We start from the raw sequence: 13,170 nt of genomic DNA, 5'->3' as shown, positions 1-13,170 counted from the left end.
CCCGGCGGATCGCGCCAGGGTTCTTGCCTTAGTCAGTGCGGCATGATGCCGGGTTCGTCATCGACCACCTCGACAATGCCCTTGCCCAGATGGCTCGCCTTGTACCCATAGAGGTAATAGATCACGAGGCCGATGGCACCCCAGGCGGGCAGCACGATCATTGCCTCGAACGGCAGATTGAGGAACAGGAAGATGCATCCTGCGATCGTCGCCGGACCAACCAGCCACAGCATCGGCGTGCGGAACAGGCGTTCACGGTCGGGATCGGTCTTGCGCAGCATCATCACCGCAATCGCCACCATCATGAACGCATAGAGCGTTCCGGCATTGGCGATGTCTGCCAACTGACCGACAGGCAGGAATGCCGCGGCGAAGGCCACGATTCCGCCGGTGATCGCGGTCACGACATAGGGTGTCTTCCACTTGGGGTGGATCTTCGACAGACCCTCGGGCAGCAGACCATCGCGCGCCATCACGAAGAAGATGCGGGTCTGGCCGAACAGCAGGATCAGGATCACCGAAGGCAGCGCGACAAAGGCGGCGATGCCCAGCATGTTGCCCACGGCACCGAAGCCGATCTCGCGCAGCACGTGCGCCAGTGCTTCGTTGGAGCAGACCAGCATGTCGGCATATTGCGGCAGCGCGCACTGGCGCGCGAGTTCTTCCGATCCGGCGGGGAACGGAATGCTGTTGGGGCCGAGGATCGGCTGGCCACCGATGGTGCCCACCGCGCCGGCGGCAACCAGAATGTAGAACACCGTACAGAAACCAAGGCTGCCGATCAGACCGATCGGAACGTTACGCTGCGGGTTCTTGGTTTCTTCAGCTGCGGTCGAGACCGCATCGAAGCCGACATAGGCGAAGAAGATGGTCGCTGCCGCACCCACTGCACCAATGCCCGATCCGAATCCACCGAACACGCCTGCGGGCAGAAACGGGTTGAAATTGGCCATTTCGGTCTTGGGCACCGTCAGCACGATAAATGCGGTGAGGGCTGTCACCTTGATCGCCACCAGAACCGCATTGACCTTGGCCGATTCATTGGTGCCGATCATCAGCAGCCAGGTGACGAGCAGGGCGATGACGATCGCGGGAAGGTTCACGAAACCGCCGGGCGCACCGCCGAGCCAGAGCGGCCCTGCGGTGAGATAGGTCGGCAGAGATATGCCGAAAAACTCGTTCAATATCGTACCGGTGAAATAGCCGGACCAACCGACCGCCACCGCACTTGCTGCCACGGCATATTCCAGCACCAGCGCCCATCCGACAGTCCAGGCCAACAATTCGCCCATCACGGAATAGGTATAGGTATAGGCAGAGCCCGCGACGGGGATCATTGCAGCAATTTCGGCATAGCAGAGCGCTGCGACGATGCAGATCAGGCCCGCAATCGCAAATGCCAGCATCAGGCCGGGGCCGGCCTTCTGGGCGCCGGCCGATGTCAGCACGAAGATACCGGTGCCGATCACGCAGCCGATGCCGAACAGGGTCAGCTGAAACCAACCCAGGGTCGGATGCAGCGACTTCTTCTTGGCTGTCGCCAGAATGGCGTCCAGCGGTTTGACACGCGCAAATTTCATGATGTGTACGATTTCCCACCCTAGGCAGGCGCATGGCCGGCCGGTTGCGTCCCGGAGGTTCCACCCCCTCCATGCTGGCGACAGGATTAGCGGCTTTTCACGCTCTGGCAACCGGCTTGTCACGCATCTGTCGCATGGCCATCAGGCTTATGGCTCCAATTCGGCGCGCGCGGCATAGCTGGCCAGCACATCGGGAGGCAGCATGATCCGCCGCATGGGTTCAAAGGCGGCGCGCGCTCCGCAACTGGCAAAATCGGCCTCCGCCTCTGCCACCTCACCATAGGGATGGCCACTTGCAAAGACCCGCAGCCAGTCGCCATCGATCTGCACCACCCTGATCTTGCGGTTGCTCCCCCTGGCCGTAACACTGTACCAGCCCGTCATCGGATCGAGGCGCAGGCCGCGTGCACCCAGCGTACAGCTGTGCGCATTGGCGCCGATCGATTCCCCACTCGCGATGTACTGGCCATCGCCGGACCGCTCGACATGAACATAGCCCATCGATGCCTGCGCCAGCAGCGGCGCGAGGCGAGCGAACAATGCGGTCTGGCGCATGCTGTCGCTGACCGGAAGTTCGTCATCGATGAACAGCGCAGCTTCGCCCGGTTTCAACCAGTCGCGTTCTCCCAATGCCCCCAGCAATTGCCCTTGTCGATCCGCATAGGCGCTGCGCAGGCAATCGGTCGGGAATTCCTTCCCCATGCAGGCATCGCGCTGCTTCAACCATTCGCGCTGTCCGGCGACGAGCTGCGAATCCTTCTTTCGCGCTTGGGCGAAGGTGCGGGCCAGCAGGCGGTCGGCGTCCGCAAGATCGCGACTGTCCTGCAGACAGATGGTTTTCTCTGCAGCGCTGTTCGCCGTGGAGCAATCGAACGAGGGATCCTTTACCGCAGGGTCGGCGATTGCGACGTCATCGGCAAGCGCCTGCGCCTCGGCCGCAGTCAGCTCGATCCGCATGGCACCCCCCACAAGCACCAGGGGATGGCTGATCAGCAATCCCTTGAGGCTCGCCAGCTGGGCGGGCGAGATTTCGGTTCGGTCCAGCACTGCGCCGTCCAGTTCGATATCGAAGAGCCCATAACGATGGAAGGTGCTGAGCTTCGCGCGGGTCAGATCGGCGCCACGTGCCGATATCGGCTTGTCGCTGCCATGAAGCGGGCACCCGTCGGACAACGTGATGCCGCAGGAAAAATCGAAGCCGGAAAGATTGGCATTGTCCAGGACCAAGCCATCGATACTGCCGTCAAACCATCCGCCCTCGAGCTTGCCGTCGCTGAAATCGGCCTTGGTCGCCTGGACATCGGACAGATTGGCGTCGCGCAGCAGGATGCCGGGCGCCTGGATACCGATCAGCGATGCGCCTGCCAGGTTCGACTGGATGAACCCGATGCCCGGTGCGCGTGCCTCGTCCCACAGGCTGCGCTGCAAGTCCGCCTCGACGAAGCACACATTGGTGAGCGAAAGTCGACGGAAATCCCATCCGGCGAAATTGCCGCCCCTGATCACCGTGTTCTGGCGGACCGCCTTGATCAGCTGGGCTGGAGCACCAAGTTTTGTGCCGTCGATCTGCCTGACGTCGCTCCGCCCTTCCCTTTCGCCCCAGAGATCGCCAAGCATGGCTTCGCACGGCACACTGGCCTGGGCCGAGGCGGGTGCTACCGCCAACCAGATTGCACACAGCGCGGCCAGCGATCGCAACATGTATCGTCTCCCTCAAGCCCGCTGATTCTATTCTAGTCCTGGCGTCACGGCTTGCAAAGAGAGCGACCTCAGCCCCGCATCAGCATCGGGCCAAGCGGCTTTCCGGCGAACAGGTGGACATGCAGGTGCGGTACCTCCTGATGCGCGTCGAGCCCGATATTGGCGAGCAGGCGATAGCCGGGCTCGACAAGACCCAGCATGCGCGCCACCTCGCCTACGCCCCGGACAAAAGCCGAAATCTGCTCGTCGGTGCCGCGAGCGGAGAAATCGTCCCAGCTGACGAACGGAGCTTTCGGGATTACCAGCACATGGGTCGGCGCCTGCGGGTTGATATCCTTGAAGGCAAGCACGTGGTCGTCCTCGTGCACCTTGGTGCAGGGAATCTCGCCTCGCAGGATCTTGGCGAAGATGTTCTGGTCATCATAAGGCAAGGTCGGATCGATCGGCATGAGCGTTCACTCCTGAGGACGCGACAGTTTTTCAGTGATGCCTGACGTGCCTTCGCGCGCATCCAGTTCGGCAAGCACGTCGGACCAGCCCAGCCCCATATCAGCGAGCAGCACAAGCAGGTGGAATATCAGGTCGGCGCTTTCGCCAACCACGCCCTTGGCATCACCCTGAATGGCGGCGATGACCGTCTCGACGGCCTCTTCGCCTATCTTCTGGGCAATCCGCTGCCGCCCCCGCGCGGTCAGCTTTGCGACATAGCTGCTGTCGGCCGATGCCTTGCGGCGCTCTGCGATGACGGCTTCGAGCCGTTCGATGGTGGATTGAGCCATGGCGGCATGCTCTGCGCGGCTGACCGGCCTGCGTCAAGCGCCCTCAGGGACGGGGTGGCCCCTTGTGGCTGCGACCTGCCGCCCAGCGACCGATCAGCAAGCCGAGAACACCCATGCACAGCAGACCCAGACTGCCAGGCTCGGTAATTTCTATCCAGCTGCGAATGCCCTCGGCACGGGTGAGGCCGTCAAGAGTGATACGGCTCAGAGGGCTCGCCTCGCCCGGCACGGCCGAAGCCATGGCCAGCACGCCGACAGCCCAGCGCTGCCCGACCTTAAAGCTGTGCAATCTGCCGGGTTTCATTCCGAGACACTTCATGCCGAATGGTTAAGCAAGCCCTTTGCCAGAACCGGCAAAGCCACAGATCCGCTTGCTCCGATTGGTTAACGCATCTTGCGTCGGCAGCGCAAGTGTCAAGCCAGCCGACGTTGTCCGTTCAGGTGACCGGAGTTGACGAATGCGATCGGGCAGGCAGTCCTGCCGCCACGAGTGCGCGGTGAGCGTCGGCAATGCTGGCTTCGCCGAAATGGAAGATCGAAGCGGCCAGCACCGCGCTGGCATGGCCGCGAGTCACACCTTCCACCAGATGCCCGATATGCCCGACCCCACCGCTCGCAACCACGGGAATATCGACCTGATCGGCTATCGTCCGGATCAGGTCGAGATCATAACCGTCGCGGGTGCCATCTCGATCCATCGAGGTGACCAGCAATTCCCCTGCCCCGAGCCTTGTGAGTTTCAGCGCGTGCTCGATCGCGTCGATCCCGGTTTCCTTGCGCCCACCATGCGTGAAGATTTCCCAACCCTGGCCATCGGCGCGACGGCGCGCGTCGATGGAAGCCACGATGCACTGGCTGCCGAAGCGCTCGGCAATGTCGGCCACGACCTCCGGGCGCGACACCGCTGCGCTGTTGACCGCGACCTTGTCTGCTCCGGCGAGCAGAAGCGCGCGCGCATCTTCCGCGCTGCGCACCCCGCCGCCGACCGTGACCGGCATGAAGCAGACTTCGGCCGTGCGTCGGACAACATCAATGATGGTACCGCGCGCTTCGTGGCTGGCGGAGATATCGAGAAAGCAGAGCTCGTCAGCCCCGGCGGCATCATAGGCACGTGCCTGCTCGACCGGATCGCCGGCATCACGCAGATCGACGAAATTCACGCCCTTGACCACCCGGCCATTGGCGACGTCGAGACAGGGGATGACGCGAACCCGGACGCTCATCAGCGCGACGCCATGGCAATCGCGGTGGCTAGATCGAGCCGTCCGTCATACAGCGCGCGGCCCGTGATGACGCCTTCGATGCCGTCTTCGGCGTGGAGGCTGAGCAGATGGATGTCGTCGAGCCCCTTCACCCCCCCACTCGCGATCACCGGAATGTCGGTGGTGCGGGCGAGCGCGACGGTCGCATCGATATTGCAGCCCTTGAGCAGCCCATCGCGGCCGACATCGGTGAAGAGGAGACTGGCGACGCCGGCATCCTCGAACCGGCGGGCCATGTCGGCGACCGGAACGTCGGATACATCGGCCCAGCCATGGGTTGCGACCATGCCGTCGCGCGCATCCACTGCCACGACAATTCCGCCTTCATAGGCCCTGGCCATGTCGCGGACAAATTCGGGATCGGTCAGCGCAGCAGTGCCGATCACCACGCGTGCCACGCCGAGGTTGAACCAGCCTTCGACCGCCTCGCGCGTGCGGATGCCGCCGCCGAGCTGCAGATAGCCGGGAAAGCTCTTGATGATCGCTTCCACCGCGCTGCGGTTCACCGCCTCGCCCGCGAACGCGCCATCCAGATCGACGACATGCAGGTGCTGCGCGCCGGCTTCGGCAAAGAGCTGCGCCTGCGCCGACGGATCGTCGCCATAGACCGTCGCGCGGTCCATATCGCCTTCGGCCAGGCGGACGACCTGACCGCCCTTCAGATCGATCGCGGGAAAGACGATGATGCTCATGTCATGGTCCAGTCGAGAAAGCGGCGGAGCAGATCCAGCCCATAGGCCTGGCTCTTTTCCGGATGGAACTGCACGCCCAGGATATTGTCGCGCGCGACGGCTGCGGTCACGGGACCGCCATGATCGGTGACTGCCGCGACATGACCGGCATCGGCCGCATCGAAAAGATAGCTGTGCAGGAAATAGGCCTCGCCCGGCAAGATCAGCGGCGCGCCAGCGGACGGGGTGACGTCGTTCCACCCCATATGCGGCACCTTGATGCCCTGCGCGGCATCGAGCATGCGCACCTCGCCGTCAATCCAGCCAAGACCTGCGTGCGTCCCATGCTCCAGCCCGCGGGTAGCGAGCAGCTGCATTCCGACGCAAATACCGAGGAACGGCACCTTGTCCTCGCGCACGCGGGCTTCGAGCGCATCGATCATGCCCGGGATTGCCGAAAGCCCGTTCATGCAGGCGGCAAATGCCCCGACGCCGGGCAGCACGATACGGTCCGCCGCACGTACCAGCGCAGGGTCGTCGGTCACCGCAATATCGGCAGCCCCGGCGGCTTTGAGCGCGTTGTGGACACTGTGCAGATTGCCCGCGCCATAATCGATCAGCGCGACGCGATCAGCCACCCAATATGCCCTTTGTCGAAGGCACCGCGCCTTGCTTGCGCGGGTCGATCTCCACCGCTGCGCGCATCGCACGAGCAAAGCCCTTGTAGATGCTTTCGCAGATATGGTGGTTGTTGGCGCCGTAAAGCAGTTCGATGTGCAGCGTCAGGCCCGCCGTCTGCGCGATCGAGTGGAACCAGTGCTCGAACAGCTCGGTGTCCATCTCGCCGAGGCGCGGCTGGGTGAAGCCGGCCTTCCAGACGAAATAGGGCCGACCCGAAATATCGACCGCGACCCGGCTCAGCGTCTCGTCCATGGGCGAATAGGCATGGCCGTAACGCACGATGCCACCCTTGTCTCCCAGCGCCTGGGTCAGCGCCTGACCGATCGCGAGCGCGCAATCTTCGGTCGTGTGGTGCTGGTCGACATGCAGGTCGCCCTTGATCCTGCAGGTCAGATCGATCAGCGAATGGCGCGAAAACTGCTCGACCATATGGTCGAGAAAACCGATGCCGGTCGACACGTCGAACTGGCCTGTCCCGTCGAGGTTTAACTCGACGAAAATATCGGTTTCATGGGTCTTGCGTTCTATCCGAGCCGTGCGCATGCTGCGCCCTATAATCACCTTGCGGACACGCGCAACATTTTTGCCGCACTGGGTCGGTCGATGGCCTGCGTGCCATTAGCGCCTTGACCCTGAACGATTGTCAGTCCAACAAAATGGGCATGAGTGACGATGCGCCCGACAGCCTGATTCCCTATGACGAGATCGTCCAGGAAGCCTTGCGCGCGGTCGTCGGCCGGGTGCTGGGCGAGGTCGAATCGAATGGCCTGCCCGGCAATCACCATTTCTACATCACCTTCAAGACCCGCTCGCCGGGCGTCGATATCCCGCGCCATCTGGTCGAACGCTTTCCGGACGAGATGACGATCGTCCTGCAGCAGAAATTCTGGGACCTGAAGGTCGAGAAGACTGGATTTTCAGTCGGCCTCAGCTTCAACCGTGTCCCTGCGCATCTGTTCATCCCGTTCAGTTCGATCACCGCATTTGTCGACCCGGCGGTCGATTTCGGCCTGCAATTCCAGGTCTCGGGCGATACGCCCCCGCCCGAACCGCATGAAGCGGCGGAAAACGACCATCCCGGCGGCGATGGTGATGGCTCCAACGTCGTCAGCGTGGACTTCGGCAAGCGCAAGTAACGGCTATGGGGCCGTTCGCCGCGGGTAACCCAGAACGGACTTAGCCTTTGACTGACATTGAAATGCGCATGGAAAGCGACTCGCTGGGCGAGATTGCGGTTCCGGGATCATGCTATTGGGGCGCGCAGACACAGCGAAGCCTCGAGAACTTTCCCTTCCCTCCGCACGAGCGCATGCCGATTGGCATTGTCCATGGCCTGGCGGTGGTCAAGCAGGCGGCAGCGCGGGTCAACCGCAACCATGGCCTTTCCTCAGAGCTTGCCGACGCGATCGAGATTGCTGCCGCCGAAGTCGCGGCAGGCGCACTCGACGACCAGTTTCCGCTGACGATCTGGCAGACCGGCAGCGGCACCCAGAGCAACATGAACGTCAACGAGGTCATCGCGAGCCGGGCCAATGAATTGCTCACCGGTCGGCGCGGCGGCAAGTCGCCGGTTCACCCCAACGATCATGTGAACAAGAGCCAGTCGTCGAACGATGCCTTCCCGACCGCGATCCATATTGCCGCCAGCCTCGCGGTGCAGACACGGCTGCGCCCTGCCCTCGACCGGCTGACATCTGCGCTCGCGGAAAAGGCTGCAGCCTGGGATCATATCGTCAAGATCGGTCGTACGCATCTGCAGGACGCGACACCGCTGACACTGGGTCAGGAATTTTCCGGCTATGCAAACCAGGTCTATCGCTGCGGACGCAGGATCGAGCCTGGTGTGGTGGCGGGTACGTATCGGCTTGCCATCGGCGGCACGGCTGTCGGTACCGGCCTCAATGCACCTCAGGGCTTTGCGCAGGCCATGTGCGAGGCCATCGCGGAGATTACCGGCCATCCCTTCCACCCGGCGGAGAACAGCTTCGAGGCGCTCGCCAGCAATGATCCGCTGGTGCATCTCTCGGGCACGCTGAACACGCTGGCCGTCGCGCTGACCAAGATCGCCAACGACATCCGGCTGCTTGGCTCGGGTCCGCGTTCCGGTCTGGGCGAGTTGGACCTGCCAGCCAACGAGCCGGGCAGTTCGATCATGCCGGGCAAGGTCAATCCCACCCAATGCGAGATGCTGACCATGGTGGCAGCGCAGGTGATGGGCAACCATCAGGCGATTACCATAGGCGGGCTGCAGGGGCATATGGAGCTCAACGTGTTCAAGCCGATGATCGGCGCGAACGTCCTTCGATCAATCGATCTGATGGCGATCGGCATGGAAGGTTTTGCAGAGCGCTGCGTCGACGGGCTCAAAGCCAACGAGTCGCGGATCGCGGAGCTTGTCGATCGCTCGCTGATGCTGGTGACTGCCCTTGCCCCGGTGATCGGGTATGACAATGCGGCCAGGATTGCCAAGCACGCGCATCAGAATGGGCTGACGCTCAGGCAATCCGCCCTTGCACTTGGGCTGGTCGACGAAGCCACGTTCGATGCACATGTCCGGCCCGGCGACATGATCGGGCGTTGATCCAACCGCGCCGCCGCAGAGGGTCGGAACGGATCGGCGAACGCAGACGTTTATGCCGAGGGCAATATCAGCTATGGAATACCAATGACCAGGGCAGAACCGCAGCTTTCCGACACCGACGCACCCGTCATTGACGCTCCAGCACCGATCGCGGGATCAGGCGTGGTCGCCAATCCCCCCGCTGCCCAGGCACATTGGACCGTGGGCGCCTGGAACGGAGCGAGCCGACTGGTTGCTTCCGCGGCCAAGGATCAACTGATTCGCGACCTGATCGGCGCCAAGGCACGCAACCAGATTGCGGCAACGGTGTTCGGCGGGACCGTGATGGGAGCGATTGCGGCGCGTGTGGCGACCAGGTCGGTGCCGGGCGCGCTGCTGGTCGGAGGGGCGTTGATCGCCAAGGCGGTCTACGATCAGCGCAAGGACAGGAACAAGCCTCCCAAGACCTGATCAGAGGGACAAACCGCACAAACCGGTTGACCTTTCGGCATGGCTTTGGCCATGAGCCGCCATGGTCGATACCGTCATCCAAGCGCCCCTTGCCCGCCGTGGCCTGCTGTTCATCCTGTCATCGCCTTCAGGCGCGGGCAAATCCACGATCGCCAGAATGCTGCTCGAGCAGGACGGGCATATTGCACTGTCGGTTTCGGTAACGACACGGCCCCCACGCCCGGGCGAGGTGGACGGGCAACATTATCATTTCATCGACGAGAGCGAATTTCACCGACTGGTCGAAGAGAATGCGCTGCTCGAATGGGCCAAGGTGTTCGGCCATTATTACGGAACGCCCAAGGCGCAGGTGAAGCAGGGCTTGCGCGAGGGTCAGGATTTTCTTTTCGATATCGACTGGCAGGGGACGCAGCAGCTCTACCAGAGGGCCGAGGGCGATGTCGTACGCGTGTTCATCCTGCCGCCGTCACTCGAGGAGCTCCATCGCCGCCTGCGCAGCCGCAACACCGATAGCGAAGAGGTGATCGCTGGCCGCATGGCCCGCGCGCAGGACGAGATCAGCCACTGGGATGGCTATGATTTCGTCGTCATCAACGACAATGTCGACAATTGTTTCGAGAAGGTCCGCCAGATCCTGAATTCGGAGCGGATGCGCCGCGCGCGCCAGACCGGCCTGATCGACTATGTCCGCGATCTGATGAACGCGCCCGCCCCCTGATCAGTTTGACCTCATCCGATCGAGCAGTTTCTTGCCGGACTTGAGCGGATTCTGACGAAAACTGGCTTCCTCGCGCCCGATATAGGTGAAGATGCCCGACATCGCCTGATCGGTGACGCTGTCGATCAGGCCATCGCGGCTGAGATCGACGCCCGCCAGCGCACCCAGAACGCCGCCGGTGCCGCTGCTGCCAAGACTGTCGAGATGCTTGAAAGCTCCGGTGCGGCCCAAGGCATTGCCCACCAGCGGCCGCATTTTCTGCCGCAGCACTTCGCCCGAAGTTCGGCGCAGATATTGTGTTCCCGCCGTGTCGCCGCCCGCGACGACGCCGACGCCGTCCGCCAGCGTCATCGAATCGATCGCCGAGCGGAACACCGGCTTGGCCTCCTGCGCCGCGAGGCCCGCCGCATCGTTGAGCGACTTTACAAGATTGTTGGTGATGCCCGCCCGGTCGGTGAGTCGCATCAGCCTGGTCGCCTTTTGCAGCGGGCCCGGGAGTAGGATACGCACAGCCTGATCCGCATAGAACGCGCCGGGCTGTCCCAGCTGATCGAGCGCGCTGTCCGACGCATTGCCGAGCAGGCCCTTCATCGACCCGCCTAGTGAGGGCGAGGATTTGCGGGATTGCGCCTCGGCGATCGGAACGGTCACAACCACTGCCATGCTCAGGCCGATTGCCATCGCCAGGTTGCGCAAGGCCATCACACATCTCCCCAGAATATTCCCGGTCAGTGTGCATCAAAACGGCGCGCGCAACCAGTGCGCGCGCCGCGATTTTACGACCTGTCGGGACCGATCAGTGCCCTTCGGGGTCGTAGCCGCCCTGCGGGACCGAGGCATTGACGATGCCGCCATCGACCGGGATCGTCGTTCCGATGACATAATCGCCGGCCCGGCTGGCGAGAAAGATCACCGCGCCCGAGATATCCTGCCAGTCGCCGACCCGCTTGTTGGGGATGCCGCTGGCGACCTTGTCGCCATAATCACGCGCGGCCTTGTTCATGTCTGACGGGAAAGCGCCCGGACCGATACCGGTGACATAGATATGGTCGCGCAGCAGGCGGACGGCCATGCGCTTGGTCAGCTGGATCAGCGCCGCCTTGCTCGCCTGATAGCTGTAGGTTTCCCACGGATTGACGCGCATGCCATCGACCGAGGAGATGTTGATCACCTTGGCCGGGGTTTCGGCAGTCGCGCCTGCCTTGAGAAGGTCGTGAAGCGCCTGGGTCAGGAAGAACGGCGACTTGACGTTCAGATCCATCACCTTGTCCCAGCCGATTTCCGGGAAATCCTCGAACTCCGCCCCCCAGGCGGCGCCGGCATTGTTGACCAGAATGTCGAGACGGCTTTCATGCTCGGCGAGCTGGGCCGCAAGCTGGCGCGCGCCTTCGACACTGGATACGTCGCAGGGCAGCGAAATGCAGTTCGGACCCAGTTCCTCGGCAGTCGCATCGCAGGCCGCCGCCTTGCGCGCCGAGATATAGACCTTCGCGCCACCGGCGATCAGGCCCTGTGCGATCATCTTGCCAATGCCGCGCGACCCGCCCGTAACCAGGGCGACCTTGCCCTTGACCGAAAACAGATTCTCAATGCTCATGTTCATCCCTCCGAACGCAAGGCTTCCCTTGCGATAATGGTCCGCTGTATCTCGCTCGTTCCCTCATAGATGCGGAACAGGCGGACATCGCGGTAGAAGCGTTCGATGCCGTAATCGGCGATATAGCCCGCGCCGCCGAAGATCTGCACGGCGCGGTCGGCGACGCGGCCGACCATTTCCGATGCGATCAGCTTGGCACAGGCGCAATCCTCGGTGATCCGCTCGCCGCGGTCCTTGGCCTTGGCCGTCTGCAGCACCAGAGCCTTGGCCGCCTTGCACTCGGCGACCGAGTCGGCAATCATCGCCTGGATCAGCTGGAACTCGGCAATCGGCTTGCCGAACTGCTGCCGGTCCTTTGCATAGGCGATGCTGTCCGCGATCAGCCGCTCCGCCGCGCCGACACAGACCGCCGAGATGTGCAGCCGCCCGCGATCGAGCACGCGCATGGCGACCTTGAAGCCATCGCCCTCCGCGCCCAGCCGGTTCTCCACAGGCACGCGCACATTGTCGAAATTGACATCACAGACATGCGCACCCTGCTGGCCCATCTTGCGCTCGGGCTTGCCGACCGACAGTCCGGGCAGATCGCGCGGCACCAGGAATGCGCTGACGCCCTTGGGGCCGGGCCCACCGGTGCGCGCCATCACGGTGAACAGGTCGGCCTTGTCGGCGTTGGTGATGTAGCGCTTGGAGCCGTTGAGCACATAGGCGTCGCCATCGAGCTCGGCGCGTGTCTTCACCGATCCGCTGTCCGATCCGACATCAGGCTCGGTCAATGCAAACGAGGTGATGATCTCGCCGCTCGCGATCAGCGGCAGGTACTTGGCTTTCTGCGCCTCGTTTCCGTCCATCACCAGCCCCTGGCTGCCGATGCCGACATTGGTGCCGAAGGTGGAGCGCATCGCGGGCGACGTGCGCCCGAGTTCGAAGGCGATGCGCACCTCCTCCTCCATGTTGAGGCCGAGACCGCCATAATCCTCGCTGATTGACAGGCCGAACAGGCCGAGTTCGCGCATGTCCTGGACGAGATCGTCGGGAATCTCGTCGGTTTCGGACACCTGCGCCTCGAGTGGACGCAGGCGTTCGGCGACGAAACGACGGACGCCTTCGAGCAGGGCTTCGAAAATTTCGGGATCGAGTGCCATTTATC

General features: G+C 63.0%; 16 protein-coding genes. 4 read left to right on the top strand and 12 right to left on the bottom strand.

What is annotated here, in order from left to right:
- Positions 1-32: 32 nt before the first annotated feature.
- The 9 genes from C7451_RS10905 to hisB form a co-directional block, all read right to left on the bottom strand.
- Positions 33-1,580: an amino acid permease gene (locus tag C7451_RS10905; protein ID WP_110298976.1), complete on the bottom strand. Its 1,548-nt coding sequence runs from the start codon at positions 1,578-1,580 to the stop codon at positions 33-35.
- Between the two features lie 147 nt (positions 1,581-1,727).
- The gene (locus tag C7451_RS10900; RefSeq protein ID WP_110298975.1) at positions 1,728-3,281 is read right to left on the bottom strand and encodes a pentapeptide repeat-containing protein; all 1,554 of its coding nucleotides are present in this window, start codon (positions 3,279-3,281) and stop codon (positions 1,728-1,730) included.
- A gap of 68 nt (positions 3,282-3,349) precedes the next feature.
- Complete coding sequence (locus C7451_RS10895; protein WP_110298974.1) at positions 3,350-3,730, bottom strand: histidine triad nucleotide-binding protein; 381 nt, start codon at positions 3,728-3,730, stop codon at positions 3,350-3,352.
- 6 nt (positions 3,731-3,736) lie between these two features.
- The gene (locus C7451_RS10890) at positions 3,737-4,060 is read right to left on the bottom strand and encodes a phosphoribosyl-ATP diphosphatase (RefSeq protein ID WP_110298973.1); all 324 of its coding nucleotides are present in this window, start codon (positions 4,058-4,060) and stop codon (positions 3,737-3,739) included.
- Positions 4,061-4,103: 43 nt separating this feature from the next.
- Positions 4,104-4,349 carry a hypothetical protein gene (locus C7451_RS10885; RefSeq protein ID WP_146215349.1) on the bottom strand — a complete coding sequence of 82 codons (246 nt, stop codon included), beginning with the start codon at positions 4,347-4,349 and terminating at the stop codon, positions 4,104-4,106.
- A 148-nt stretch (positions 4,350-4,497) separates the two neighbouring features.
- The gene (gene hisF / locus C7451_RS10880) at positions 4,498-5,283 is read right to left on the bottom strand and encodes an imidazole glycerol phosphate synthase subunit HisF (protein WP_110298971.1); all 786 of its coding nucleotides are present in this window, start codon (positions 5,281-5,283) and stop codon (positions 4,498-4,500) included.
- Complete coding sequence (hisA, locus tag C7451_RS10875; protein ID WP_110298970.1) at positions 5,283-6,014, bottom strand: 1-(5-phosphoribosyl)-5-[(5-phosphoribosylamino)methylideneamino]imidazole-4-carboxamide isomerase; 732 nt, start codon at positions 6,012-6,014, stop codon at positions 5,283-5,285. The genes hisF and hisA overlap by 1 nt, the downstream gene beginning before the upstream one ends.
- Positions 6,011-6,631 (bottom strand): imidazole glycerol phosphate synthase subunit HisH, encoded by a 621-nt coding sequence (hisH, locus tag C7451_RS10870; RefSeq protein ID WP_110298969.1) that lies wholly within the window; start codon positions 6,629-6,631, stop codon positions 6,011-6,013. The genes hisA and hisH overlap by 4 nt, the downstream gene beginning before the upstream one ends.
- Positions 6,624-7,217 (bottom strand): imidazoleglycerol-phosphate dehydratase HisB, encoded by a 594-nt coding sequence (hisB, locus tag C7451_RS10865; RefSeq protein ID WP_060976967.1) that lies wholly within the window; start codon positions 7,215-7,217, stop codon positions 6,624-6,626. The genes hisH and hisB overlap by 8 nt, the downstream gene beginning before the upstream one ends.
- A 119-nt stretch (positions 7,218-7,336) precedes the next feature.
- Between hisB and C7451_RS10860 the strand changes: the two genes are divergently transcribed.
- The 4 genes from C7451_RS10860 to gmk all read left to right on the top strand — a co-directional run bounded on the left by C7451_RS10860 (position 7,337) and on the right by gmk (position 10,423).
- On the top strand, positions 7,337-7,810 hold the full coding sequence (locus C7451_RS10860) for an SspB family protein (protein WP_110299035.1): 474 nt from the start codon (positions 7,337-7,339) through the stop codon (positions 7,808-7,810).
- Positions 7,811-7,872: 62 nt separating this feature from the next.
- A complete protein-coding gene (fumC, locus tag C7451_RS10855; protein WP_110298968.1) occupies positions 7,873-9,255 on the top strand; it encodes a class II fumarate hydratase in 1,383 nt (460 codons plus the stop codon).
- 84 nt (positions 9,256-9,339) lie between these two features.
- Positions 9,340-9,705: a hypothetical protein gene (locus tag C7451_RS10850; protein ID WP_110298967.1), complete on the top strand. Its 366-nt coding sequence runs from the start codon at positions 9,340-9,342 to the stop codon at positions 9,703-9,705.
- A 61-nt stretch (positions 9,706-9,766) separates the two neighbouring features.
- Complete coding sequence (gene gmk / locus C7451_RS10845; RefSeq protein ID WP_110298966.1) at positions 9,767-10,423, top strand: guanylate kinase; 657 nt, start codon at positions 9,767-9,769, stop codon at positions 10,421-10,423.
- Here gmk and C7451_RS10840 read toward each other — a convergent pair whose 3' ends face one another.
- The 3 genes from C7451_RS10840 to C7451_RS10830 form a co-directional block, all read right to left on the bottom strand.
- The gene (locus C7451_RS10840; RefSeq protein WP_244181810.1) at positions 10,424-11,125 is read right to left on the bottom strand and encodes a DUF4197 domain-containing protein; all 702 of its coding nucleotides are present in this window, start codon (positions 11,123-11,125) and stop codon (positions 10,424-10,426) included.
- 94 nt (positions 11,126-11,219) lie between these two features.
- Complete coding sequence (locus tag C7451_RS10835) at positions 11,220-12,020, bottom strand: SDR family oxidoreductase (protein ID WP_110298965.1); 801 nt, start codon at positions 12,018-12,020, stop codon at positions 11,220-11,222.
- Positions 12,021-12,022: 2 nt separating this feature from the next.
- A complete protein-coding gene (locus C7451_RS10830) occupies positions 12,023-13,165 on the bottom strand; it encodes an acyl-CoA dehydrogenase family protein (protein ID WP_110298964.1) in 1,143 nt (380 codons plus the stop codon).
- Positions 13,166-13,170: the final 5 nt, after the last annotated feature.

The organism is Blastomonas natatoria, assembly GCF_003201955.1.
GTDB classification, from domain to species: domain Bacteria; phylum Pseudomonadota; class Alphaproteobacteria; order Sphingomonadales; family Sphingomonadaceae; genus Blastomonas; species Blastomonas natatoria.
The sequence above is the reverse complement of the archived record's forward strand: the minus strand, read 5'-3'. Positions and strand labels throughout refer to the sequence as shown.